This window comes from Enterobacter sp. R4-368, assembly GCF_000410515.1.
Taxonomy (GTDB): Bacteria; Pseudomonadota; Gammaproteobacteria; order Enterobacterales; family Enterobacteriaceae; genus Kosakonia.
In genome coordinates this window covers 1,510,150-1,533,736 of sequence record NC_021500.1, presented here as the reverse complement: position 1 = coordinate 1,533,736, position 23,587 = coordinate 1,510,150, and the positions used below count along the sequence as shown (strand labels likewise).

Below are 23,587 nucleotides of genomic sequence, written 5' to 3'. Positions count from 1 at the left end.
TGGCATCACTGTTGCAGTTCTTTTTCAGTAAACAGATCGGCAAACAACGCTGTGCTCAAATAACGCTCACCAGAAGACGGCAGAATCACCACGATATTCTTATTGGTAAAGGTCTCGTCTTCTTGCAATTTCAGCGCCGCCGCAACGGCAGCACCTGAAGAGATACCCGCCAGAATACCTTCCTCTTCCATCAGGCGACGCGCGGTGCTGATGGCTTCTTCGTTGGTGATTTTGACAACTTTGTCGATCAGTTTCAAATCCAGGTTGCCGGGAATAAAACCCGCGCCGATGCCCTGAATTTTGTGCGGTCCTGGTTTCAGCTCTTCGCCTGCCAGCGCCTGGGAAATAACCGGAGAGTCAGTTGGCTCGACCGCGACGGTGATCAGGTCAGTTTTGCCTTTGGTATTTTTGATATAACGCGTTACGCCAGTCAGCGTACCGCCAGTGCCAACGCCGGAGATAAATACATCAACCTGGCCATCGGTGTCTTCCCAGATTTCCGGGCCGGTGGTTTTTTCATGAATTTCCGGGTTAGCCGGGTTACTGAACTGCTGCAACAGCAGGAATTTCGCCGGATCGCTGGCGACAATTTCTTCCGCTTTCTGGATTGCGCCCTTCATGCCTTTGGCGCCTTCCGTCAGTACCAGGTTCGCGCCTAATGCCTTCAGCAGTTTACGGCGTTCGATACTCATGGTTTCCGGCATGGTCAGCGTCAGTTTGTAGCCGCGTGCAGCCGCTACATACGCCAGTGCGATCCCGGTGTTACCACTGGTCGGTTCAACCAGTTCTACACCCGGTTTCAGCACCCCGCGTTTTTCGGCATCCCAAATCATATTGGCTCCGATACGGCATTTTACGCTGAAGCTTGGGTTACGTGATTCGACCTTCGCCAGAATGCGGCCGTTACCGATGCGGTTTAGTCGAACCAGCGGCGTATGACCAATCGTCAACGAATTGTCTTCAAAAATCTTACTCATAGCCCGTCCTTAACTGTATGAAATTTGGGAACCACCTCAGCATACGCACTTACTGTTGATGGGGAAGTAAGGAAATCGCATATCTATATACTGAGGTGAAATAATGCTAATCAGTATGGAATAAGAAACGGAATAAATCCTTATCGCCAAATTGCGTGTTTTTCCCGATAGCAATCGACCCACATCGCCGTTGCGCCACACACCGCTACTGGCATCACTACCAGGTTCAACACCGGAATCATCGTAAACAGGCTGGTGAGCGCACCGAATTGCATATTTATAACCTTGCGTTCACGCAAGGAAACGCGCATCGCTTTAAACGGCACCTTATGGTTATCAAACGGGTAGTCGCAATACTGGATAGCGAGCATCCACGCACTGAACAGAAACCACAACACCGGGGCAATGGTTTGCCCAATACCGGGAATAAAATAAAGTACCAGCAGCAGCAGGGCGCGGGGCAGATACCAGGCTAGTTTTTGCCATTCGCGCTTCATGATACGTGGTACATCTTTTAGCAGCCCAAAAACGCCGACGTCGGGCGTTGTCGCACCGGTAAGGCGTGCTTCCAGTTGTTCTGCCAGCAAGCCATTAAACGGAGCGGCAATCCAGTTCGCAAGGGTTGAGAAGAAGTAGCCGAACACCAACAAAATTGAGATAACGGCAATTGGCCACAGTAAATAGCTAAGCCATTGTAGCCACTCCGGCACATGGCTCATCAGCGAAGGGATCCAACTATCGAGCCGGGTAAACAGCCACCAGAACGCACCGCCCATCAGCAAAATATTCACCATTAATGGCAAGATCACAAAGCGGCGAATGCCTGGCAGCGTGACCAGTTTCCAGCCCTGGGAAAAGTAAAACATGCCGCTGCGAGCAACAGACGGGTATGATGAAACCATAATCTGGCCATACTCCTTTCATGACGACCGAAAACTGCAGCTTATAATATTCATCATACTGGGGAAACCCGTTCGGAAATGTTCGAAAAAACAGCAAAAAGCACAATTTCATTCATCTTTATGCTGTGAAAGACACGCGCGCACTTGCACTTGACGTAATGGGCAAATACTCTTAGTGAGTAAATGTTTGCCGTGGTGGCAAGGTGTTAGAACAACAGAGAATATAATGATGCAGGATTTGCGTCTGATATTAATCATTGTTGGCGCGATCGCCATAATTGCTTTGCTGGTTCATGGGTTTTGGACCAGTCGCAAAGAACGTTCGTCCATGTTCCGGGATCGCCCATTAAAACGCATGAAGTCGAGACGTGACGACGACGATTTGGATGACGAGGATGTCGAAGAAGACGAAGGCGTAGGTGAAGTGCGTGTTCATAAAGTGAACCACGCGCCGGGAGCCAGTAACGAGCAGGACGCGCCGCGTCAGCACCAATATCAGCCGCCTTATGCGTCGGCACAGCCACGCCCGTCGGCACCGCCGGTTCAACCCGCAGAGCCACCGCACCACGCGCAGCAGCCTTATTCCCAGCAGCAGCCGGAGCGCCCTGCGCAGGCACCTGCCTTTGAAACGCAGCCGGTGCGTCACGCACCGCAACAGCCTGTTGCCCCACAGTCACAGCCGCAACCAATGGCACCTCAGCAGCCTGCGCCGCAGTATCAATCGCAACCTGAAATTGCGCAGCCCACGCCTCAGCCGGAACCTGAGCCGGTTGTCGAAGCGCCGGTGGAAAAACCGCAGCGTAAAGAAACTGTGATTATCATGAATGTTGCCGCACACCATGGCAGCACGTTGAATGGCGAAGTGCTGCTGAACAGTATTTTGCAGGCCGGGTTCAAATTCGGCGATATGAGCATCTTCCATCGTCATCTTAGCCCGGACGGCAGTGGCCCGGCGCTCTTCAGCCTGGCGAATATGGTGAACCCCGGCACGTTTGATGTCGATACGATGAGTGAGATGGCAACGCCTGGCGTCACCATCTTTATGCAGGTGCCTTCCTATGGCGACGAACTGCAAAACTTTAAACTGATGCTGCAATCCGCACAGCATATTGCCGACGAAGTCGGCGGCGTAGTGCTGGACGACCAGCGTCGGATGATGACCCCGCAGAAATTACGTGAATACCAGGATCGTATTCGCGAGGTCAAAGACGCCAACGCGTAACGGGACCACGAACATTATTTCCTTCCAGAACCCCCGCCAGTCGGGGGTTTTTTATCATTGATGGTGCGATATGGACTCAATTGAACAACAACTGACAGAACTGCGAACCAGCCTTCGCCATCATGAATATCTGTACCACGTTATGGATGCGCCGGAGATCCCGGACGCCGAGTACGATCGTCTGATGCGGGAACTGCGTGAACTTGAAGCGCAGCGCCCTGATTTAGTCACGCCGGATTCGCCAACGCAGCGTGTTGGCGCAGCGCCGCTTACCGCTTTTAGCCAGATACGCCATGAAGTGCCGATGCTGTCGCTGGACAACGTGTTTGACGAAGAGAGTTTCCTTGCTTTTAACAAGCGCGTGCAGGACAGGCTGAAAAGCACCGACGCGCTCACTTACTGCTGCGAGCTAAAGCTGGATGGACTGGCGGTCAGTATTCTCTACGAAAACGGTGTGCTGATGCGTGCGGCAACGCGCGGTGATGGCACCACCGGAGAGGATATCACTACCAACGTGCGCACTATCCGCGCTATCCCGCTCAAGCTGCACGGCGACAATATCCCCGCCCGTCTTGAAGTGCGTGGTGAAGTGTTTTTGCCGCAATCGGGTTTTGAAAAAATCAATGAAGATGCGCGTCGTACCGGTGCGAAAGTCTTTGCCAACCCGCGCAATGCAGCCGCAGGTTCATTGCGCCAGCTTGATCCGCGTATCACCGCCAAACGTCCGCTGACCTTCTTCTGCTATGGCATCGGCATTCTCGAAGGCGGCGAGCTGCCGCGCAGCCATCTGGGCCGCTTGCAGCAGTTCAAAGCCTGGGGGCTGCCGGTAAGTGACCGCATACGCCTTTGCAACACGCCGGAAGAGGTGCTGGCTTTCTATCACCAGGTTGAAGCCGATCGCCCAACGCTCGGTTTTGATATTGACGGCGTGGTGATTAAGGTCGACTCGCTCGATTTACAGGAACAGTTGGGCTTTGTCGCCCGCGCGCCGCGCTGGGCAGTCGCTTTTAAATTCCCGGCGCAGGAGCAGATGACCTTTGTTCGCGATGTGGAATTCCAGGTCGGGCGAACCGGCGCAATTACGCCTGTCGCCAGGCTTGAGCCGGTACACGTTGCCGGGGTGCTGGTCAGCAATGCAACGCTGCACAACGCCGATGAAATTGACCGCCTTGGCTTGCGGATTGGCGACAAAGTAGTGATTCGCCGCGCTGGTGATGTTATCCCGCAGGTGGTCAATGTGGTGCTTTCCGAACGCCCGGAAGAGACGCGTGAAGTGGTTTTCCCGACGCACTGCCCGGTATGTGGTTCCGACGTTGAGCGTGTTGAAGGCGAAGCGGTGGCTCGCTGTACCGGTGGCTTAATTTGCGGTGCGCAGCGTAAAGAGTCACTGAAGCATTTTGTCTCCCGTCGCGCGATGGATGTGGATGGCATGGGCGACAAGATAATCGACCAACTGGTTGAAAAAGAGTACGTCCACACGCCGGCAGATCTATTCCACCTGACGGCCGGTAAGCTGACGGGGCTGGATCGTATGGGCCCTAAATCGGCGCAAAACGTGGTCAATGCGCTGGAGAAAGCCAAAGAGACGACCTTTGCCCGTTTCCTCTATGCGCTCGGTATCCGCGAGGTTGGCGAAGCCACGGCCGCCGGTCTGGCGGCTTACTATGGTACGCTGGAAGCGCTGATGGCAGCAAGCGTTGATGAGCTGCAAAAAGTGCCTGATGTCGGGGTTGTGGTCGCGAAGCACGTGGACAACTTCTTCAATGAAGAGAGCAACCGCGAGGTTATCCGCCAGTTAGTTGAGGATGTTGGCATTCACTGGCCTGCGCCGGTTGTCGTCAAGGCTGAAGAGATCGACAGCCCGTTTGCCGGGAAAACCATCGTGCTGACCGGTAGCCTGAGCCAGCTTTCGCGCGATGACGCCAAAGCACGTTTAACCGCCTTAGGGGCAAAAGTGGCGGGCAGCGTGTCGAAGAAAACGGATCTGGTGATTGCCGGGGAAGCCGCAGGCTCTAAGCTTGCGAAAGCGCAGGAACTGGGTATAGAGGTTATCGACGAAGCTGAGATGATGCGCCTGCTGGGAGCGTAAATGGAAAAGGAACAGCTGGTCGAGATTGCAAATACGCTCATGCCGTTTGGTAAATATCAGGGGCGGCGGCTTATCGATCTGCCCGAAGAGTATCTGCTGTGGTTTGCCCGGAAGGATTCGTTTCCCGCCGGGCGGCTGGGCGAGTTGATGCAGATAACGTTACTGATCAAAACGGAAGGGCTGAGCCACCTGGTACAGCCCCTGAAACGCAATTAAGCTTTCGCCGCTTCCTGCGCCTGCTGTTGCTCCGTTTGACGTTTATAACGGCGCGCCAGCACGGCGCAGACCATCAACTGGATCTGATGGAAGATCATCAGCGGCAGCACCATCATGCCAATCACCGACGTCGGGAACAGGATGTTGGCCATAGGAATACCGTTGGCGAGGCTCTTTTTCGAACCGCAGAAAACAATAGTGATTTCATCGGCTTTGTTAAAGCCACATTTCCGTGCCACCACTACGTTCACTACGATGACAATCGCCAGCAACACCAGGCTTGCCACCACGATAAACAGCAGCGAACCGATGCCCACTTTATGCCAGATGCCGTTCACCACCGCTTCGCTAAAGGCGGAGTAAACCACCAGCAGAATCGACGTCTGGTCGGTTTTTGAAATCCATTTCTTATGCTTTGCCACAAAAGCGCCGGTCCACGGGCGGGAAAGATGCCCCAGCACAAACGGCAGCAGCAGTTGCAGCATGATCTTGCCCACTTGCTCAAGGCTGCCTTCTGCGCCGTGCAGATCCATCAGCAGGCCGACCAGCAGCGGCGACAGGAAGATGCCGAGTAAGCTGGAAGCCGATGCTGAGCAAACCGCCGCCGCGACATTACCGCCCGCCAGCGAGGTAAAGGCAATTGCCGATTGAACGGTCGCAGGCAGAATGCACAAATACAGAAAACCGGTATACAGCTCCTGGCTGACATTCACCGGCGACCACCAGACAAACAGCACGCCGAGCGCCGGGAAAAGCACAAACGTGCTGCACATTACCCAAAGATGTAAACGCCAGTGGCTACCGCCAGCGATGATCGCCTCGCGCGACAACTTCGCTCCATGCATAAAAAACAGCAGCGCAATGGCGGCGGTGGTCAGCCCCTCGAAAAATGGCACAAAACCGCCGCGCGCCGGGAAAAAAGAGGCCAGCAAAACGGTACATACCAGCGTGAGCGTAAAAGGATCAAGGATACGAAAAAGTTTCATGTGCACTCCTGAAAGTCGGTGTCGCTATTGTGCTTTTTCTACTTTGAGAAATAAAATTGATTTATTGCATCCATTCATGAATTTATAAGATGAATTATTCCTTACGTCAGTTACGTGTCTTCGTCACGGTGGCGCAAGCCAAAAGTTTTAGCCGGGCAGGGGAGATAATCGGCCTCAGCCAGTCGGCGGTAAGCCACAGCGTGAAAGAGCTGGAACTGCAAACCGGCGTGCGCTTACTCGACCGTACCACCCGCGAAGTGGTGCTGACCGAAGCCGGGCATCAACTGGCCGGACGCCTCGAACGACTGTTAGATGAGCTTAGCAGCACGCTGCGTGAAGCCGGGCGTGTCGGGCAGCAACTGACTGGCACGGTGCGCGTGGCGGCGAGCCAGACCATTTCGGCGCACCTGATCCCGCAATGCATCGCCAGCAGCAACCAGCGTTATCCGGAAATTGATTTTGTGTTGCACGACAGGCCGCAGCAATGGGTGCTGGAGAGCATTCGCCAGGGCGAGGTGGATTTTGGCATTGTTATCGATCCTGGCCCGGTGAACGATTTTGAGAGCGAAGAGATCCTTGAGGAGCCATTCTTTTTGTTGTGTCGTAACGATCATCCGTGGGCACAGCTTGCTGAGGTGCCGTGGTCGGCGCTGGATGAGGCGCAATTAGTGGTGCAGGATTACGCGTCTGGTAGCCGACCGCTTATCGATGCGGCGCTGCGCCATTTCGCCGTACGCGCAACAATCGTGCAGGAGATTGGCCACCCGGCAACCCTGTTTCCGATGGTCGAAGCGGGAATAGGCATTAGTATTCTGCCCGCACTCGCCTTGCCGCTGCCGCAGGGAAGCGAGCTGGCGGTAAAACGGCTGGTGCCGGGTATGCAGCGCAAAATTATGCTGGTGCGGCGAAAAAACAGGTCGCTCTCAGGGGCGGCGCAGGCATTGTGGGAAGTTGTCAGAGAACAGGCCCGGTGTTTAAACCAGGCCCGTGAGGACGATCCGTTATTTACTCAGACGTAAATATCAATCTGATGATCGTCGGAAGGTTTGTTAACACCTTCCGCTTTCGTTTGCGGGTGCTGCTGGGCTTGTTTCTGCTCTGCTTCTTCAGCCTGTTTGCGCTGCAGTTGCGCCAGCTGCGCTTGCAGTTGCTGGATTTCAGTCTGAATCATCTCTTGCTGTTTCTTCTTGTCTTCCGTCGAACCGCTCCCGTTAGCGATTTCTTTCAGCTGCTGCGTCAGCTTGGTGATCTTCTGAGTAATGCGGCTGATTTGCGAAGCGGTATCGTTGCCGGTAGACGATGAACTACCCGCGCTACCCGTTTGAATTGACGCTGTTGTTGTCGAAATTGTGGTCATTGCACACTCCTTTTTGCCATAAAACATGGTTATCGGCCGACATCATCTATTTCTTGAATTGTGTTCATCGAATGGCCGTTCGGCGGGCATCATATCGGGATATTAAGGATAAATTATGGATAAACGTTACCGTGTTTACCTATTGAAAATACTGAAATTTTATTCGTTTTCACATTGTGGCCAGGGTGGTTTTTTTAGCCAACTTAACGTGGATTTAATCGTTTGTATGCTGCTTTAAAGTAAATTGTTCGGCGGGAAAAATTCATCGATTTACTGGTCACATAACTGGGATCGCGCGGGTTGGTAATCAATGGATTTCGACGGATTTTAACTGACGGCTGGAACAGGGCAGGAGAATGGGGAATAGCAGATAGCAAAAAAGCGCCTTTAGGGCGCTTTTTTACATTGGTGGGTCGTGCAGGATTCGAACCTGCGACCAATTGATTAAAAGTCAACTGCTCTACCAACTGAGCTAACGACCCGAAGTGGTGGGTGATGACGGGATCGAACCGCCGACCCCCTCCTTGTAAGGGAGGTGCTCTCCCAGCTGAGCTAATCACCCACTTCGGTACTTCAACTGATAAGAATTCGCTGGCGAGAAAGTGGTGGGTGATGACGGGATCGAACCGCCGACCCCCTCCTTGTAAGGGAGGTGCTCTCCCAGCTGAGCTAATCACCCACTTCTCATTCTTATCTACACTGCGGAAGCCACAAAAATCGTGGTGGGTGATGACGGGATCGAACCGCCGACCCCCTCCTTGTAAGGGAGGTGCTCTCCCAGCTGAGCTAATCACCCCCGCTGTGTGGAGTCGCATTATAGGGAGAGTTGAAAATGAGTCAACGCATTTTCAAAAGAAATTGTTCGTTCGTCGTAAAATTAGACAAACCGCTGCGTAAAGCGTCGCGAGAGCATGATTTCTAAACAAAATAGCCTGATAACCCCCTCATTGCGGCAACAACATTGAGGAATCAGCCCACAGTGATAGAATATCGCCCACTTTCATTTTAGCTATTGCCGACGGTCGGCATCTTTATAAACGTAAGGCCATTTCATGAAAATCAAAACTCGCTTCGCGCCAAGCCCCACCGGCTACCTGCACGTTGGCGGCGCGCGCACTGCTCTTTACTCCTGGCTATTTGCACGTAATCACGGCGGTGAGTTTGTGCTGCGTATTGAAGACACCGATCTCGAGCGCTCCACTCCGGAAGCAATTGAAGCCATCATGGATGGCATGAACTGGCTGAATCTGGAGTGGGACGAAGGCCCGTACTTCCAGACCAAACGCTTTGACCGCTATAACTCGGTTATCGATGAAATGCTGGAAGCGGGCACCGCCTACAAATGCTACTGCTCGAAAGAACGCCTTGAGCAGCTGCGCGAAACGCAGATGGCAAATAATGAAAAACCACGTTATGACGGTCGTTGCCGCCACGATCATTCGCACCATGCTGATGACGAGCCGTGTGTCGTGCGTTTTGCCAACCCGCAGGATGGTTCTGTTATTTTTGACGACCAGATTCGCGGCCCGATTGAGTTCAGCAACCTCGAACTCGACGATCTGATCATCCGCCGTACTGATGGATCTCCAACTTATAACTTCTGCGTTGTGGTTGATGACTGGGATATGGAAATTACCCACGTTATTCGTGGTGAAGACCATATCAACAACACGCCGCGTCAGATCAACATTCTGAAAGCGTTGAACGCACCGGTTCCGGTATACGCGCATGTGTCGATGATTAACGGCGACGACGGTAAAAAACTCTCCAAACGCCATGGCGCGGTCAGCGTAATGCAGTATCGCGACGATGGTTACCTGCCGGAAGCGCTGCTTAACTACCTGGTACGTCTGGGCTGGTCGAGCGGCGATCAGGAGATCTTCTCACGCGAAGAGATGATCAAGCTGTTCTCTCTTGGCGCGGTAAGCAAATCCGCGAGCGCGTTCAACACTGACAAGCTGCTGTGGCTGAACCATCACTACATCAATTCGCTGGATCCCGAGTATGTGGCGACGCACCTGCAGTGGCACATTGAGCAGGAAAATATCGACACCCATACCGGCCCACAGCTGTTTGAGCTGGTGAAACTGCTCGGCGAGCGTTGCAAAACGCTGAAAGAGATGGCGGCAAGCTGCCGTTATTTCTATGAAGAGTTTGACGAGTTCGATGCGGACGCGGCGAAAAAACATCTGCGTCCGGTTGCGCGTCAGCCACTGGAAGTAGTGCGTGACAAGCTGGCTGCTATCACCGACTGGACGGCGGAAAACGTTCACCACGCGATTCAGGCGACCGCCGATGAGCTGGAAGTGGGCATGGGCAAAGTGGGTATGCCGTTGCGCGTTGCCGTGACCGGCGCGGGTCAGTCTCCGGCGCTGGATGTCACCGTTCACGCCATTGGCCAGGCGCGCAGCATCGCGCGTATCAACAAAGCGCTGGGTTTTATTGCTGAGCGTGAAAGCCAGCAGTAAGTTTTACCTGCTGTAAATAAAAAGCCGCCTTTATTAAGGCGGCTTTTTTATGGCTGTAAGCTTACTGCACGCAGCGTGAATTCCGTCGATTAACGGGCAACCACAAAGCGTTTGGCGTCATCCATAAAGGCTTTATCGCCAGCCGGGGCCACGATCGAACCGAAGTTCATATGGCCGCGCAGTTTCCAGTTCTCCGGAATACCCCAGGTGCGCTGCACATCGGCGTCAACCAGTGGGTTATAGTGTTGCAGGTTCGCGCCGATGCCTTTCTCGGTCAGCGCCAGCCACACGGCGTACTGTGCAATACCGGTGCTGTGTTCAGACCATACCGGGAAGTTATCGGCGTAAGCCGCAAACTGCTCCTGCAAGCCTTTCACCACATCCTGATCTTCAAAGAACAGTACGGAACCCGCCGCCGCGGCAAAGCCATCCAGCTTGTCGGAAGTGGCTTTAAAGCTCTCTTCCGGCACGATTTTTCTCAGCTGCTCGCGAGTCAGCTCCCAGAACTGCACATGTTCTTTACCTAACAGGATCAGCGCGCGGGAACTCTGTGAGTTAAACGCCGAAGGTGCCTGACGAATCGCTTCTTTGATGGTTTCAATGACCACATCTTCTGCCACCGGCAGATCTTTACCCAAGGCATAGATAGTGCGGCGTTGTTTTGCTAAAGCGAGAAAATTGTCTGACATAGTCACTCCTGAAGTTGGCTGCACATCCGCTACGTTGTTACCTGCGGACTGTGGAAACAAAGCGCTAAAAAGTTTCTGTAATGGGTTCATGGTTAATCTGGCCTACAACGAAAGTTTTGATTAATTTTACGGCCAACCTGCGGGCCAGTTCCGTTTGTAATGGGCTGTTTTGCCCTGATGAAACGAATGATAGGCCGGTGACGGGGAAAGAAAAAGCTGAACTATTTGCGCGTAGTGTTCAAAAAATTAGAATGACTTTTGAATAGTTATCGAGGGTAAAAGGCGGGGAGATTCCCCACCTTACACGCGCAGGGAGGGGAAACCGCGCGTTTTCAGGCGGCGAGCCAGCGCTTCCAGATAAAGCGCACAACAAAAAACTCCACCGTGCCGAGCAACAAAAACCACAGGCAGTAAAGAATGATATAAAGCTGCGTCAAATCCAGCAGGTGGAAGCGCTGCACCAGGCTTTGCGCCAGTTGCAACCCAAGCGCAGGGGCAGGAAGCAGCAGCACAGAGAGAAAAGCCATCAGCAGGATACCTGCCAGCGTAAGCAGCGGTTCGAGCGAGTGTTTCATAAGCGTTAATCGAAGGTGAAAAGCCGCATTGTCGGGGAAAGCTGCGCGCTGTGCAACGTCCCCCGACAGGTCTTTACGCTACCACGAAGCGGTCAACCAGCGTCGCCATGGTTTCCGATTGTTGATCCAGCATCTGGCTGGCGCTCGCCGCGCTGGCGACCAGCCCGGCATTTTGCTGGGTTACCTGCTCCAGTTGGTTCAGGGCTTGATGCACCTGCGACACGCCCAGTGACTGCTCGCTCGCCGCACGCGCAATATCGCTGACAAACGCCAGCATCTGCCCGGTATGGGCTTTTGCCGATTGCAGCGCGCGGTCAGAAGCCTGCACCAGCGTGACGCCTTGCTGGATCTGCTCCATGTTTTTGCTCACCAGTTCGCGGATCTGGTGCGCGTCGTTGGCACACCGTTGCGAAAGGTTACGCACTTCGCTCGCTACCACGGCGAAACCTTTGCCCAGCTCACCGGCGCGTGCGGCTTCCACTGCCGCATTCAGTGCCAGCAGGTTGGTCTGAAACGAGATTTCGTCGATTGAACTAACGATATTCGAGATCTGCTCGCTGGAGCCGCGAATGGCAGTCATGCTCTGGCTGGCTTCACCCGCCACCCGGCTTGCTTCCTGCACCTGTTGCTCCATCTCTTGCGTCAGCCGTTTAGCCTCGTTCGCGTTATCCGCCGTCTGGTTCACCGCCGTGGCGATCTGCTCCATGCTGGCCGCGGTTTCTACCAGCGAGGCGGCTTGTTCATCCGTTCGTGAGGCCAGATCCTGGTTCCCGCTGGCAATCTCGGAACTGGCGCCGCGCAGCACGCCCGCGCCGTGTTTTATCTCGCTGACAATATGCTGAATATTTTCAATGGCCTGGTTGTAAGCGCGGTTCAGGAGCGAGAGCTCGTCGCTTCCCGGCACATCCAGACGCTGGGTAAGATCGCCGTCCATTCCTTCAATGGTGGCCAGTGAATGGTGCAACTGGCGATGAATACTGCTGGCGACCAGCAGGGCGAAGAACAGCGCGATCAGCAGGGCTGCGATGCTTATCACCGCAAAAACAATCACATCACGCCAGGCGTTATCCGCCAGATCTTTTGCCGTTTGCAACAGGGTATTTGCCGCGGCATCTTCCACGGATTTCAGCGTATTGATGCGTGCCGTCTGGGCGTTAAACCAGTCGGTTGGGGCGACGCCAAAACCACCGGTCGCCACATGGTCAATTGCCTGCTGGCGCATCTCAAGCGCGCGCGTCACCTCCGGGGTTTGCAGTTGCGCCGTCAGCCGTTCATTGACGGCGGCAGTACTGAACGCTCGCGTTGCCGCCAGCCAGGAAAGTTGCTTGCCAACCACTTCGTTCAGCTGACGGAACTGCCCGTCGGTAAACCGGTCGGCGGAAAACACGTTGGACATCAGCGCACGTTCCACGCCGGTTTGCTCTTTGGCATTCAGCACGCTGTAATATGCTGCCAGTTGATTCACAATTTCGCCGTTATCCGTCAGCTGACTAATTCCACCCACCACATTGAGTAGATCGCTAATAATGGTGCTGTACCAGGTCAGCGAGTCTGTACCGCTAACGCTGAGGGCATGAATTTGTTGGCGAAAATCCGTTATGCCTTGTTGATGCTGGCGGAATTGATCGAGCGCATGACGAATATCATTATTCGCCCGCTGGAGCGGGAATGCTTTTAACGCCTCGGCTAACTGGCTCAGGGCTTTATCAGAGAGAATATATTGCGCAGTTAACTCGGCATTAAATTGCTGTCCTTTGCTGCCGATATATCCTGCGCTCATGCCGCGCTCTTTTTGTAATTCATGAATAACGCCACCGGCATTTTTCGCCAGATCCGTTAAGGTAATGATGGTGCGCATCTGCTGGCCTGTTTCCACGCGTGCCAGGATGCCGCTGGTTGCTAACCATATGAGGGCAAACAATAAAGGCAGTAAAGCCAGTAATAATTTAAATTTCATTGATAAACGGTAAATCCATCTCATACAAATGCCTCATGTTCTCGTTTGCTTTAATTCGTTATCGGAGTAGGGGGCGGGGTCTTTATTTCTAACGCAGGGCTTGTTGATATTTATCAATTCTGTTGAATCCATCTACCACTTAGTGGTTATTATTTTTCGTAATAAGAAAAAATAACCTGCTGATGCGCAGGTTATTTACGTTGTGGTTAAGAATAATAACTAAAAAATTAATGCGTTAGCCTGCCGCCCAAATCTCAGCGTGTTTTTGCATTAATCCAATTAGCGAGCCGCCATCGGCAATAAATTCACGCATCATCTGTGCTTCGCTTTTTCCGCGTTTCACCACATTTGCCAGTTCATCCAGGGCGCTACCCGCATTCAGCTTATCTGCCGACGGCGCGAGCTTCTCCAGCAGGCGAGTGAGATCGTCAGCAATGGTGTACCGCTCACCGGTGTGCACATCGGTAATCAGACCTTCCAGCCCGTAACGGCAGGCCTGAAAGCGATTGAATTTATACAATAAATAATCCTGCGGCTGATGTTTAAACGGTCGCTCGGCCAGCAGCCAGTGCGACAGCGCCTGGATAAACCCTGCCACATTAATGGCGTGTGACAGCGTCAGCGGCGTGTCCATGACCCGCACTTCAACAGTGCCAAAATGCGGGCTGGGGCGAATGTCCCAGTGCAAATCTTTGATGCTTTCAATCATTGAGGTGTAGCTCAGGCGGCGAAATAGCCCTTCAAACTCCTGCCAGTTCGCCACCCACGGCATCGGGCCATTATCCGGAAAGGAAGAGAAAATGTTCAGGCGCGACGACGCATAGCGGGTGTCGGTGCCCTGGATGTAGGGCGAGGCGGCGCTGAGCGCAATAAAGTGCGGCACAAAATGGGAAAGGCCATGCAACAAATAGATCGCGTCGTCGCCGTTGGTGCAGCCAACATGCACATGCTGGCCAAACACCGTCGCTTGTTGCATCAGATAACCAAACGTCTCCAGCGTGCGGCTGTAACGCTCATCATTGCAGATCTCCTGGCGTTGCCACTTCTGAAAAGGGTGAGTACCGCCGCCGCATATCTGCACATGGTGCTCGGATGCAGCCTGCAAAATCACATGCTGCATGGCGGAAAACTGATGTGCCGCCTGGTTGATATCCCGGCACACGCCGGTGGCAATCTCCAGCATGCTTTCGGTGATGTCATGTTTGACTTCACCGGTACTTATCTGGTGTTTTACCGATTCAATCAGCCGTGAAGAGTCCTGGCTCAAATCGTAACCCGGCGGGTTAACGACCTGTAACTCCAGTTCAATGCCGAGCGTAAACGGTTCGGAAACATGAAAATCCGGCAGTGGCATAGCGTTCTCGCGATAAATGGGTTTGCTTCATTATGGAAGCGATTACTCATTCCTTCCTGCGAGGCGGCGACAACCGCTCAAAATATCAACATAGCTGCGCCAGTTGGCCGCGCAACACTTCCACGCCAGGGGCAATTGCATCCGGATTGATCGCGTGAAACCCCATGCGAAAGAAGTTATCCGGCGGCGCGGCATCAAGAAAATGCCGCGCGCCGGGCTCAATCAACACGCCCGCGTGGGCGGCGCGCCAGGTCAGTTGCTGGGTGTTGATCTGTTCTGGTGTGCGCAGCCAGAAGGCGTTGGCATGTTCGCTACCCTGCATCAACTGGCACTCCGGCAGAAACGTGTGTAGCGCGTTGTGCAGACAATCCCAGCGGCGGGCGGAGTCTTCGTGGTAGCGGCGCAAATGGGTTTCGTAATGCCCCTGCGCCAGAAAATGCGCCATCTGGTATTGAATATTGGTTGGCGGATGACGGTACACCAGGCGGCGCAGCGCCCGCGCTTCATCAATGATTTCCGGCGCGGCAACCATATACCCCAGCCGTAACCCCGGCGACAGTGCTTTGGACAAGCTGCTGACATAAATCACGCGCCCGCTGCGATCGCTGGCTTTCAGCGCGGGCAGCGGGTTTTGCATAAAGTTACTTTCCGAGTCGTAATCGTCCTCAATCACCACTGCATCGTGGCGGGCAGCGTAATCGAGCAATTGCACGCGCCGCGCTTTGCTCATCGTCACGCCAGTCGGCACCTGGTGGCCCGGCGTCACATAGTAGTAGTCGCAAGGGGTTTCATTGAGCACCAGCCCTTCGCTGTCCACGTCGTGCGGCACGATTTGCGGCTCGCTTAATAAGAAGGTGTTAATGGCTTCGCGAAAACCCGGGTTCTCCACCGCCACGCGCGTCGCGGGCGACATCAGCAAACGCGTCAGCAGATAGAGCGCGTTTTGCGAGCCGAGCGTAATCAGGATCTCATCCGGTGCGGCAACGATGCCGCGTTTGGGCAACACGCGGGTGCGGATCTGCTCAATCAGCATCGGCACATCCTGGTCAATATGATCAATCACCCATGCCGGGTCGCGCACACCACCGTGCAGCCAGTTTGCCGCCGCGCGCCAGCTGGCAAGCGGGAACTGCTGCGTGTAGGGCTGCCCGTAGATAAACGGGTAGCGGTAGTGCATCCAGCCTGCTGGTTTAAGGATCGATTCCTGCTGGCTGGGGGTGATTTTCAGGCGGTTGCCCCAGTGTGGTGCAGCGCTCTCGCATTCAGGTGCAGGTGGCGTCGGGTTTTGCCCGCAGCGGTAGTAATCCGGGTGCAGGTAGTAACCGCTGCGCGGGCGGCTCACCAGGTAGCCCTCGTTGACCAGGCCTTCAAACACCAGCGCGGTGGTATTGCGCGAAACGTTAAGCTGGCTGGCAAGCTGGCGGCAAGAGGGCAGTGCGGTATCCGCCGGGAAAATCCCGCTCAGAATGGCGTTGATCAAACATTCGCGGACTTGCTCCTGCAATCCACGCTGGCCGTCAAAATTCACATTCAACAGGTGACGAATCATGCTGCACTCCTTCGGATATATCGCGTAATGCGATGGAGCAAATTCCATACCAGCTTCCTGTTAACTGACACACTCATTCGCCAGAACTGGCTCTATTCACAAAAGCGCAAGCCTCCCTATTGTAAAAACGCAGTCACGAAAAACACACGATGTCGTATTTAGGCATATATCTTGCAACGCTTCCGGCACACCTGGGATATACCGGTCTGGCACATTAAATAAGGGTGGAGAGATGAAAAACGTATTCGGCAAATATTGTCTTGCAGCCATGATCTCTTTGGCGTTTTCCTTACACGCAGTCGCAGCGGATTTACCCGAAATAGAAAAATCTGGCACCATGAAAGTGGCGACCGAGGACGATTACGCGCCATTCAACTTTATGAATAATGGCCAGACGGATGGTTTTAACAAGGATATGCTTGAGGAATTACGCAAGTACGCAAAATTCAATATTAACCAAAGTATCTTACCGTGGACGGGATTACTCGCTGCGGTTTCCACCGGCCAATACGATATGGCACTCACCGGTGCGGTAATTACCGATGAACGCCTCAATGTCTTTAATTTCACCCCGCCGTGGGCCTCTGCGCAGCACTATTTTGTCAAACGCGCCGACGATAAAACCTTAAATACCATTGCCGATCTCAGCGGTAAAAAAGTGGGCGTCCAGGCGGGCAGTGCGCTGCTGGCGCGTTTGCCGGAGCTGAAAGCGATGCTGGAGAAAGTGGGCGGAAAACTCGGACCGGTGGTGGAGTACCAGTCCTATCCGGAAGCCTACGCCGATCTGGCGAACAAACGCGTTGATTATGTGATTAACGTGGTGATTTCCGTCAACGATCTGGTGAAAGCCAAACCGAAAGTCTTTGCCAAAGGTCTGGCGGTTTCCGGGCCAGGTTACATGGCGTGGCCGATCCCGAAAAACTCACCTGAGCTGCTGAAATTTATGACCGGTTTTATGAACCATATGACTGAAACCGGCAAGCTCACTGAGCTGCAGAAAAAGTGGTTTGGCGAAACCTATGAACTGCCGAAAGAGCCGATCACCAGCGCCGATCAGTTCCACAAGTTAGCCGGTTTGTAAGTAACCTGCGGCGGGCAACCGCCGCCCGTTTTCACAGGAGGGAACATGGACTTAATCTCATGGCAGTTATTGATTGAAGGCGCATGGACGACCCTCTGGATCTCAGGCGTGGCGATTGCGTTCGGGGTGGTTATCGGCCTGGTTATCGCCTTTATCCGCATGATGAAGATCCCGTTTATTGACCAGTTTCTGGTGGTTTACATCAGCCTGGCGCGTGCCACGCCGCTGGTAACGCTGGTGCTGTTTCTGTTTTTGTCCCTGCCGACGCTCGGCATTAACCTGGATAAAACGCTGGCGGCGATTGTCGCGCTGACGCTGAACACCTCGGCGTTTAACGCGGAAATCTGGCGCAACGCTTTCCGTAACTTCCCCCGTGAACAGCGGGAAGCGGCGGAGTCTGTGGGGATGCGGCGCTGGACCTATTTCCGCCACATCATGTTGCCGCAAATGTGGATCGAAAGCCTGCCGGCGCTGGTCAACGAGATGTCGTTTTTGATCAAAGGCAGCCCGGCGATTGCGGTGATTGGCGTGGTGGATTTAACGCGCGTGACCAACCGGATCTCCTCTGTGACCTATGAACCGCTGTCGCCGATCCTCGCTGCGGCGCTGTTATACGTGATTATTATCGGTCTGCTGCTGAAGTTGCAGGACGTAGCAGAACGCAAAGCGAAGCGCCTGGCGCGATAAAAGGCGGAGGATTTATGAATCAATGGGGAATTATTTGGGCCGCGCGTGAGAGTTTTTACAACGGCCTGCTGGCGACGTTAGAGTTGTTTATTATTGCCGCCGTGGTCGGGTTATTGATCGGTGTGCTGTTTTGCTACCTGATGGAATATCAGAACCGTGTTGTTCATCGCCTGATTATTGCTTTTGTCAGCCTGATGCGGGCAATACCGTTTTTGATTCTGGCGTATCTGCTTTATTACGGTTTACCGCAGTTAGGTATCAGCATGGACGCCTGGACCGCAGGGTTATTAGCCCTGGTAATTTATCATGGTGCCTATTTCTTCGAAATATTACGCAGTCAGCGCAGAATATTCTCCTCGGGCTATATTGAAGCTGCCGTATCGCAAGGTTTTTCTCGTTATAAGATCTTCCTGCGCATTATTTTGCCGAATATTGTCTCTTCCGCGCTGCCCTTAATGGGCAATCAGCTGATTATTTGCCTGAAGGACACGGCGTTTCTGTGCATTATTACCGTGCAGGAGATCACCGCCGCCGCGAACAGTGTGCAGTCCACGTACTTTATTCCGTTTAACGCCTTTATTGTCGCCATTGCGCTGTACTGGGGCATCAGCATTCTGCTGGAGTTGCTGATTAAGCGGTTGAGCCATTACGGAGCGAAAAGAGGAATGACCCATGCCTGAAGCAAACGCGGTAAGCATCAAAAACCTGTCCAAACAGTTTGATAACGTGGAAGTGTTGCGCGATATCAATCTGACCGTAAAGAAGGGCACAGTGGTCAGCATTCTGGGGTCGTCCGGTTCAGGGAAATCGACGCTGCTGCGCTGTATGAACTGGCTGGAACAGCCGGATCGCGGCGAAGTGCGCATCAGCGGGCAGCGCATCGGTGTGGATGAAAAAACCGGCAAAGCGATGTCGCATAAAGATCTCTCACACATCCGTGAACGGGTTGGCATGGTGTTCCAGAGCTTTAACCTGTGGCCGCATCTATCCGTGTTGCACAACGTCAGCGAAGCGCTGGTGCATGTGAAGGGGATGAAGCGTGAACAGGCGAATGAGATTGCCCACCGGCAACTGGAAAAGGTCGGCATGAACCATAAAGCCGATGTCTACCCGATAACGCTGTCCGGCGGGCAGAAGCAGCGCGTGGCGATTGCCCGTTCGCTGGCGATGTCGCCGGAGGTGATTTTATTTGATGAACCCACTTCAGCGCTGGATCCGGAACTGGTTAACGAAGTGCTGGGCGTGATGAAAGATCTCGCTGCAGAGGGTTACACCATGGTAGTGGTGACGCACGAGATGGATTTTGCCCGCCAGGTATCGGATGAAGTGGTGTTTCTGGAAAAAGGGCTGCTGATCGAGAAAGCACCGCCCGAGAAATTTTTCACCAACCCGGATTCGGACAGGGTGAGAAAGTTTTTGCAATCCAGTCGCTGAAGGCGGCAATTGAGAACCGAAAAAACAGACCGCTTATCGTTGTTTTCGAGCGGTGCCGCACTTTGAAATATCTGACAGGATTGTATTGGACTTGCCATTGCGAAGCGGCTACTGCGGTTATAAAATCACCACCTAAGTGAAATTTCACTCATTGTTAGGGTAACGCGTTCAGGGAGATTTATATGAAAAAATGTGATGAGTTCGACGGTTTCTGACAGACAACTTTTTTACAGGCGGAGCTCAGGCTCCGCTTTTTTTATCTAATGACAGGGAATTGTCTATGGAAATCAGTCCGACAGCGTGGCAAGTCATCAGCAATCTGCTTGTTTTTGGCGGTATTTGTACCGCTGTCCTTACCATCCGATTTAACGTGAAGATGGCCCGTAAAACCCAAACGGCGACCTTTCTTTTTGAAAGCAGAAAAGACAGTGAATACATTGATGGTCTGCATACACTTCGGCGCGTTCGCGATTCCGGGAAATCCTTCCGTTCATATGTGTTCCCTGTTGCAGAAAACCTTTCAAAGGATGAGAACTACGAAGGACGAAAAATACAATACATTCTTAATTTCTATGAGCGTATGGCGGTAAGCATAAAAGCCGGTATTTATGAGGAAAACATGCTTAAGCAGGCCTCATATACGACGGTAATAGACACCTACGAAACCGCTGAGCCGCTGATTAAGGTGTTACGGGAAAAACTGCGTACTTCTCTTACTTATCAGGAGTTCGAATGGTTGCATAAACGCTGGAAAAACAAGCCGCTTAAGAACAATAAAACAATCTGACAAGCCCCTGGCAAATTGACTCAGTTATCTCCATTTTTCTGCGATGCCCGCGCCCGGGTTGCTGTTTTCGCGAAAGTTGGCCCGGTAAGCGTCGGTTACAACAGAGCAAGACAGGCAGAAAGCCTGCCGCAAAGCACCATGTGTTACTGCGGATCGTTGCACTCTGCCGAACGTAGTCGAACGCCCGCTCCCTTAATGCTGAACATTTTCCGATGAAAGCCCCATTTTCACCTGAGGGCGAAAAAAATCCTCATGCAGCGCCACCTGGTTACGCCCGCGTTTTTTCGCGTGATACAGCGCGGCATCGGCCGTGCTATACAGCGTCTCGAAATCGCTGTCTTTATGCCCCAGGCTGACACCAAAACTGGCGGTTACCAGTTGCTGGGGGAGCACTTCCAGTGGCGAGGCGTTCAGCGACGAGTGAATATAACTGGCCGTGATCATCGCCTCTTCAACACGCGCTTTGGGCAGAACAATGGTGAATTCCTCGCCACCAACGCGACCGATCGCCGCGCTTTGCGGCACGGCGCGGCGAATACGCGCCACCAGCGCGCAAATTACGCGGTCGCCCATCGGGTGACCGTACTCATCATTAATGCGTTTGAAATGATCGATATCGAGCAGGATCAGCGCCACATGGCCGGTGGTCAGACCCTGGTTAATGTGATTAATGATCGCGCTGCGGTTAAACACGGCGGTCAGCGGGTCGTGCGTCGCCTCATATTCAAGGCGCGCCGCCAGCTGTTGCAACTGCTCATTCATGCGATTCAGTTCGCGCTCAGCGCGATCACTGCGCGAAATCAGGCGATACGATTCACGGATCAGGCGCTGGTAGTTTTTCGCCACCGCCCACAATTTTTCACGGCAGGCATCCGCCGTCAGCCTGTCGTCGGCAGCGGCCAGACGAGCATCTTCGAGGACGGAATAGTCCTCCTTGAATAGCTCATTAATATCTAGCATGCGTTAATGTCCGGGATAAGAAAAACGGTCAGCGACGGGAAATCGATGCGTAGCTCCTGGCCAAACTCCTCGGAGATATCGTCTTCCGCGTCATAGTACCAGTGCAGCTCACACACCGCGCCGTCGCGGGCGTAATCATTCAGGCTTTCGAACAGCGTAAATAACAGCTTGGTGCTGGAGCTGTTGAAGTAGCTCAGCGCCACATGTAGCTGGAGTGGGGCGTCCGTCTGCTGGCCACTCTGCAACCAGCCTTCCAGCGCATCCATCAACGGGCGGAAAAACGCGGCGGCATTCTCCGGGTAGGCTTCGCCTTTTAGCATCAGGCGTTGGGCGGCAAAATCAAATTTCACCTCCGGCGTCGCGGCGGTGGCGGGCAATTCAATAGCCGGCGTCAGTGTCATATCAGTCATGGCAGAACGTTGCCTTTAAGTGAAAGGCGGACAGCGAACCCGCCGCCAGAGGGTGAATGCGATATTCCAGCGGCAGGCTGGTATCCCGCGCCATGGTCAACAAACCGATGTTCGCGCCTTTACTGGTCGCCGGGGCTTCACTGCGCAGCCCCTGTTTCCAGGCATCGCGGATCTCCGCCTGCGACATACCGCGCAACACATCGAGATTTGTCTGCAATAACGTAGATGCTTCCGGCCCCACCAGGTTTGCGGTTTCGAGATAATAGTGAGTTTGATCCATATGAAAGCAGACCGAACCGAAGCGCAGCTCTTGCTGTTCAGTCGATAAATAGCGGTCATCTGAGGAGTAACGCACAATGTTTTGCCCCATCTCGATAAAAGCCGAGAACAGCTTTCTGCGCGTTACCGCTGAGGATTCGTGTTTATCCAGCCATGTACGAATGACTTCACCCAGCGAAACAATATGCTGCTGGGAAAAATAGCCCGTATAAAAAAGCTCAACGGCGTTTTGCCGTTGCAGCGTAAAAAGGGGTAACAGAACGGCTTCTTTGACCTGCAGGTCGTTTATTTGCATGTTGTTCACCAGCGAAAACCAAACCACGTCATGTCATCGCGCGAGGCTTGCTGCCCCTGCCAGGCTTTCAGCGCCGCGAGCAGGGCGTCGGAAAGTGCAGGCATTGGCAGCGTGCGGTTTTGCGCTAACAGTGACTGAATACGTTTTTTGCCAAACATTACATTGCGCGGGCCGCCTGGCTGGTCGGTCGCGCCATCAGAAACAATCAAGAACGTGTCGCCACGACGCAATGGAGCCTGGTAGCGCTGCCACTGGTAATCCACTGGCGTGTCGGTGTAACCCACACCTTTGCGGCAGCTTTCAAGCGTTGTTGCGCTGTCTTTTTCCGCGCTGAGTACGAAAGCGTGCATGCGCGCGCTCGCCCAACTGACCTGCTCATGTTGCGTGTCGACAAACAGAACAAGGGCGTCACAGCCATCGTTGGACTGGCTGCGATCGGCTGAAGGATGCACCTGGCTGAGCGTCTGTTTGATATGTTGATTAATCAGGCTGAGTAGTTGTTCCGGCGCGTTCGCTGGGGCGAGGCTGAGCGCTTTTTCCAGCGCCGAGGAGAAAATAAAAGTCATAAACGCGCCGGGAACGCCATGCCCGGTGCAATCCGCCAGCACCATCAACCAGCCATTTTCCACGCGCTGAAAAGCGTAGATATCGCCGCCAACACAGTCGCGCGGGTGCCAGTGCAGGCACCAGTCATCAAGCGTTTTTTCAATGGTGTTACGCGAGCGGCTCAGCATCGATTCCTGAATAATGCGTGCGTATTCAAGGCTTTGCATAATTTGCAGATGCTGCTTGGCCTGTAAATCCGAGACCGTGCGGATAAGATCTATGCCCAGACCAATACCGATGTATTGCCCCTGCTGGGTGAGGATAAACCCTTCGGTGACGGCTTTGTCGCCAGTTTCGATCACCCGCTCGGACAAATATTCGAGACCGCAATCGGCATCGACGATCAGCGGGTTTTTATCCATAAACGCGATGCAGCTTTTCTGGTCATACAGCTCATGGAAAAACGGACGGCTCATCTGCGACAGAAAAATATGCCGGTTAATCATGCCAATAGGACGGTTATTTTCCAGCACCGGCAGGCCAATTAACGATTTGTGTTCATTGAACAGCGACATGACCTGCACGTTATTGGCATCCGGGGTCACGTGCGGGACGGCAAGGCGCAAGATACCAGCATTAAGCTGTCGTGAAGCGAGCGGTATATCCATGATTCAAACAGCATCCCGATATAAGAATAATCTTAGGTTAAGGCGGATTTGTGACGGTTTGATTTCAATTAAGTAAGCCGATGAATAACGGGAGATTAT

Annotated in this window: 23 protein-coding genes and 4 tRNA genes; 10 read left to right on the top strand and 17 right to left on the bottom strand. The window is 53.5% G+C overall.

Features of this window, described 5'->3' with window-relative positions; all coding sequences use genetic code 11:
- Positions 1-5 precede the first annotated feature (5 nt).
- Positions 6-977 carry a cysteine synthase A gene (gene cysK, locus H650_RS07180; RefSeq protein WP_017458913.1) on the bottom strand — a complete coding sequence of 324 codons (972 nt, stop codon included), beginning with the start codon at positions 975-977 and terminating at the stop codon, positions 6-8.
- Between the two features lie 140 nt (positions 978-1,117).
- Positions 1,118-1,879: a sulfate transporter CysZ gene (gene cysZ / locus H650_RS07175; protein WP_020454649.1), complete on the bottom strand. Its 762-nt coding sequence runs from the start codon at positions 1,877-1,879 to the stop codon at positions 1,118-1,120.
- A gap of 226 nt (positions 1,880-2,105) precedes the next feature.
- Here cysZ and zipA point away from each other — a divergent pair, with 226 nt between their 5' ends.
- From zipA to H650_RS07160, 3 genes are all read left to right on the top strand, one after another.
- Entirely contained in the window at positions 2,106-3,101 is a 996-nt protein-coding gene (gene zipA / locus H650_RS07170) for a cell division protein ZipA (protein ID WP_020454648.1), read from the top strand.
- Positions 3,102-3,171: 70 nt separating this feature from the next.
- Positions 3,172-5,190: an NAD-dependent DNA ligase LigA gene (gene ligA, locus H650_RS07165; RefSeq protein WP_020454647.1), complete on the top strand. Its 2,019-nt coding sequence runs from the start codon at positions 3,172-3,174 to the stop codon at positions 5,188-5,190.
- Positions 5,191-5,406 (top strand): DUF3820 family protein, encoded by a 216-nt coding sequence (locus H650_RS07160; RefSeq protein WP_020454646.1) that lies wholly within the window; start codon positions 5,191-5,193, stop codon positions 5,404-5,406. It begins immediately after the preceding gene.
- Here the strand turns inward: H650_RS07160 and H650_RS07155 are convergent.
- A complete protein-coding gene (locus H650_RS07155) occupies positions 5,403-6,392 on the bottom strand; it encodes a bile acid:sodium symporter family protein (RefSeq protein WP_020454645.1) in 990 nt (329 codons plus the stop codon). The two genes, H650_RS07160 and H650_RS07155, sit on opposite strands and share 4 nt — an antisense overlap.
- Positions 6,393-6,481: 89 nt before the next feature.
- Between H650_RS07155 and H650_RS07150 the strand changes: the two genes are divergently transcribed.
- Complete coding sequence (locus tag H650_RS07150; RefSeq protein WP_020454644.1) at positions 6,482-7,411, top strand: LysR family transcriptional regulator; 930 nt, start codon at positions 6,482-6,484, stop codon at positions 7,409-7,411.
- Here the strand turns inward: H650_RS07150 and H650_RS07145 are convergent.
- From H650_RS07145 to H650_RS07125, 5 genes are all read right to left on the bottom strand, one after another.
- Positions 7,402-7,749, bottom strand: coding sequence for a FlxA-like family protein (locus H650_RS07145; protein WP_020454643.1), 348 nt, complete (start codon positions 7,747-7,749; stop codon positions 7,402-7,404). The two genes, H650_RS07150 and H650_RS07145, sit on opposite strands and share 10 nt — an antisense overlap.
- 406 nt (positions 7,750-8,155) lie before the next feature.
- Positions 8,156-8,231: transfer RNA gene (locus tag H650_RS07140), tRNA-Lys, on the bottom strand.
- 4 nt (positions 8,232-8,235) lie between these two features.
- A tRNA-Val gene (locus tag H650_RS07135) sits at positions 8,236-8,311 on the bottom strand.
- A gap of 41 nt (positions 8,312-8,352) precedes the next feature.
- A tRNA-Val gene (locus tag H650_RS07130) sits at positions 8,353-8,428 on the bottom strand.
- A 41-nt stretch (positions 8,429-8,469) separates the two neighbouring features.
- Positions 8,470-8,545, bottom strand: a tRNA-Val gene (locus H650_RS07125).
- 256 nt (positions 8,546-8,801) lie between these two features.
- Here H650_RS07125 and gltX point away from each other — a divergent pair.
- Positions 8,802-10,217: a glutamate--tRNA ligase gene (gene gltX / locus H650_RS07120; RefSeq protein ID WP_020454641.1), complete on the top strand. Its 1,416-nt coding sequence runs from the start codon at positions 8,802-8,804 to the stop codon at positions 10,215-10,217.
- Positions 10,218-10,306: 89 nt separating this feature from the next.
- Here gltX and H650_RS07115 read toward each other — a convergent pair whose 3' ends face one another.
- The 5 genes from H650_RS07115 to pdxR form a co-directional block, all read right to left on the bottom strand.
- Positions 10,307-10,906 (bottom strand): nitroreductase family protein, encoded by a 600-nt coding sequence (locus tag H650_RS07115; protein ID WP_020454640.1) that lies wholly within the window; start codon positions 10,904-10,906, stop codon positions 10,307-10,309.
- Positions 10,907-11,238: 332 nt separating this feature from the next.
- On the bottom strand, positions 11,239-11,481 hold the full coding sequence (locus tag H650_RS07110; protein ID WP_017458712.1) for a DUF1158 family protein: 243 nt from the start codon (positions 11,479-11,481) through the stop codon (positions 11,239-11,241).
- 73 nt (positions 11,482-11,554) lie between these two features.
- On the bottom strand, positions 11,555-13,462 hold the full coding sequence (locus H650_RS07105) for a methyl-accepting chemotaxis protein (RefSeq protein WP_044489441.1): 1,908 nt from the start codon (positions 13,460-13,462) through the stop codon (positions 11,555-11,557).
- A gap of 211 nt (positions 13,463-13,673) precedes the next feature.
- The gene (locus tag H650_RS07100) at positions 13,674-14,792 is read right to left on the bottom strand and encodes a YbdK family carboxylate-amine ligase (protein WP_020454638.1); all 1,119 of its coding nucleotides are present in this window, start codon (positions 14,790-14,792) and stop codon (positions 13,674-13,676) included.
- A gap of 85 nt (positions 14,793-14,877) precedes the next feature.
- The gene (pdxR, locus tag H650_RS07095; protein WP_020454637.1) at positions 14,878-16,341 is read right to left on the bottom strand and encodes a MocR-like pyridoxine biosynthesis transcription factor PdxR; all 1,464 of its coding nucleotides are present in this window, start codon (positions 16,339-16,341) and stop codon (positions 14,878-14,880) included.
- A gap of 232 nt (positions 16,342-16,573) precedes the next feature.
- Here pdxR and H650_RS07090 point away from each other — a divergent pair, with 232 nt between their 5' ends.
- The 5 genes from H650_RS07090 to H650_RS07070 all read left to right on the top strand — a co-directional run bounded on the left by H650_RS07090 (position 16,574) and on the right by H650_RS07070 (position 20,330).
- Positions 16,574-17,422 (top strand): transporter substrate-binding domain-containing protein, encoded by an 849-nt coding sequence (locus H650_RS07090; protein WP_020454636.1) that lies wholly within the window; start codon positions 16,574-16,576, stop codon positions 17,420-17,422.
- Positions 17,423-17,467: 45 nt separating this feature from the next.
- On the top strand, positions 17,468-18,109 hold the full coding sequence (locus tag H650_RS07085; protein WP_020454635.1) for an amino acid ABC transporter permease: 642 nt from the start codon (positions 17,468-17,470) through the stop codon (positions 18,107-18,109).
- Positions 18,110-18,123: 14 nt separating this feature from the next.
- A complete protein-coding gene (locus tag H650_RS07080) occupies positions 18,124-18,789 on the top strand; it encodes an amino acid ABC transporter permease (RefSeq protein ID WP_020454634.1) in 666 nt (221 codons plus the stop codon).
- Positions 18,782-19,543: an amino acid ABC transporter ATP-binding protein gene (locus H650_RS07075; protein ID WP_020454633.1), complete on the top strand. Its 762-nt coding sequence runs from the start codon at positions 18,782-18,784 to the stop codon at positions 19,541-19,543. Before H650_RS07080 ends, H650_RS07075 begins: the two co-directional genes overlap by 8 nt.
- 280 nt (positions 19,544-19,823) lie before the next feature.
- Positions 19,824-20,330, top strand: coding sequence for a DUF4760 domain-containing protein (locus H650_RS07070; RefSeq protein WP_020454632.1), 507 nt, complete (start codon positions 19,824-19,826; stop codon positions 20,328-20,330).
- A gap of 192 nt (positions 20,331-20,522) precedes the next feature.
- Here the strand turns inward: H650_RS07070 and H650_RS07065 are convergent, their stop codons facing one another.
- The 4 genes from H650_RS07065 to H650_RS07050 are packed head-to-tail and all read right to left on the bottom strand — an operon-like array spanning position 20,523 to position 23,488.
- A complete protein-coding gene (locus H650_RS07065) occupies positions 20,523-21,290 on the bottom strand; it encodes a GGDEF domain-containing protein (protein WP_020454631.1) in 768 nt (255 codons plus the stop codon).
- On the bottom strand, positions 21,284-21,700 hold the full coding sequence (locus H650_RS07060; RefSeq protein WP_020454630.1) for a DUF1987 domain-containing protein: 417 nt from the start codon (positions 21,698-21,700) through the stop codon (positions 21,284-21,286). The genes H650_RS07065 and H650_RS07060 overlap by 7 nt, the downstream gene beginning before the upstream one ends.
- Complete coding sequence (locus H650_RS07055) at positions 21,693-22,274, bottom strand: SiaB family protein kinase (RefSeq protein WP_238328383.1); 582 nt, start codon at positions 22,272-22,274, stop codon at positions 21,693-21,695. Before H650_RS07055 ends, H650_RS07060 begins: the two co-directional genes overlap by 8 nt.
- A 5-nt stretch (positions 22,275-22,279) precedes the next feature.
- A complete protein-coding gene (locus H650_RS07050) occupies positions 22,280-23,488 on the bottom strand; it encodes a SpoIIE family protein phosphatase (RefSeq protein WP_020454628.1) in 1,209 nt (402 codons plus the stop codon).
- Positions 23,489-23,587: the final 99 nt, after the last annotated feature.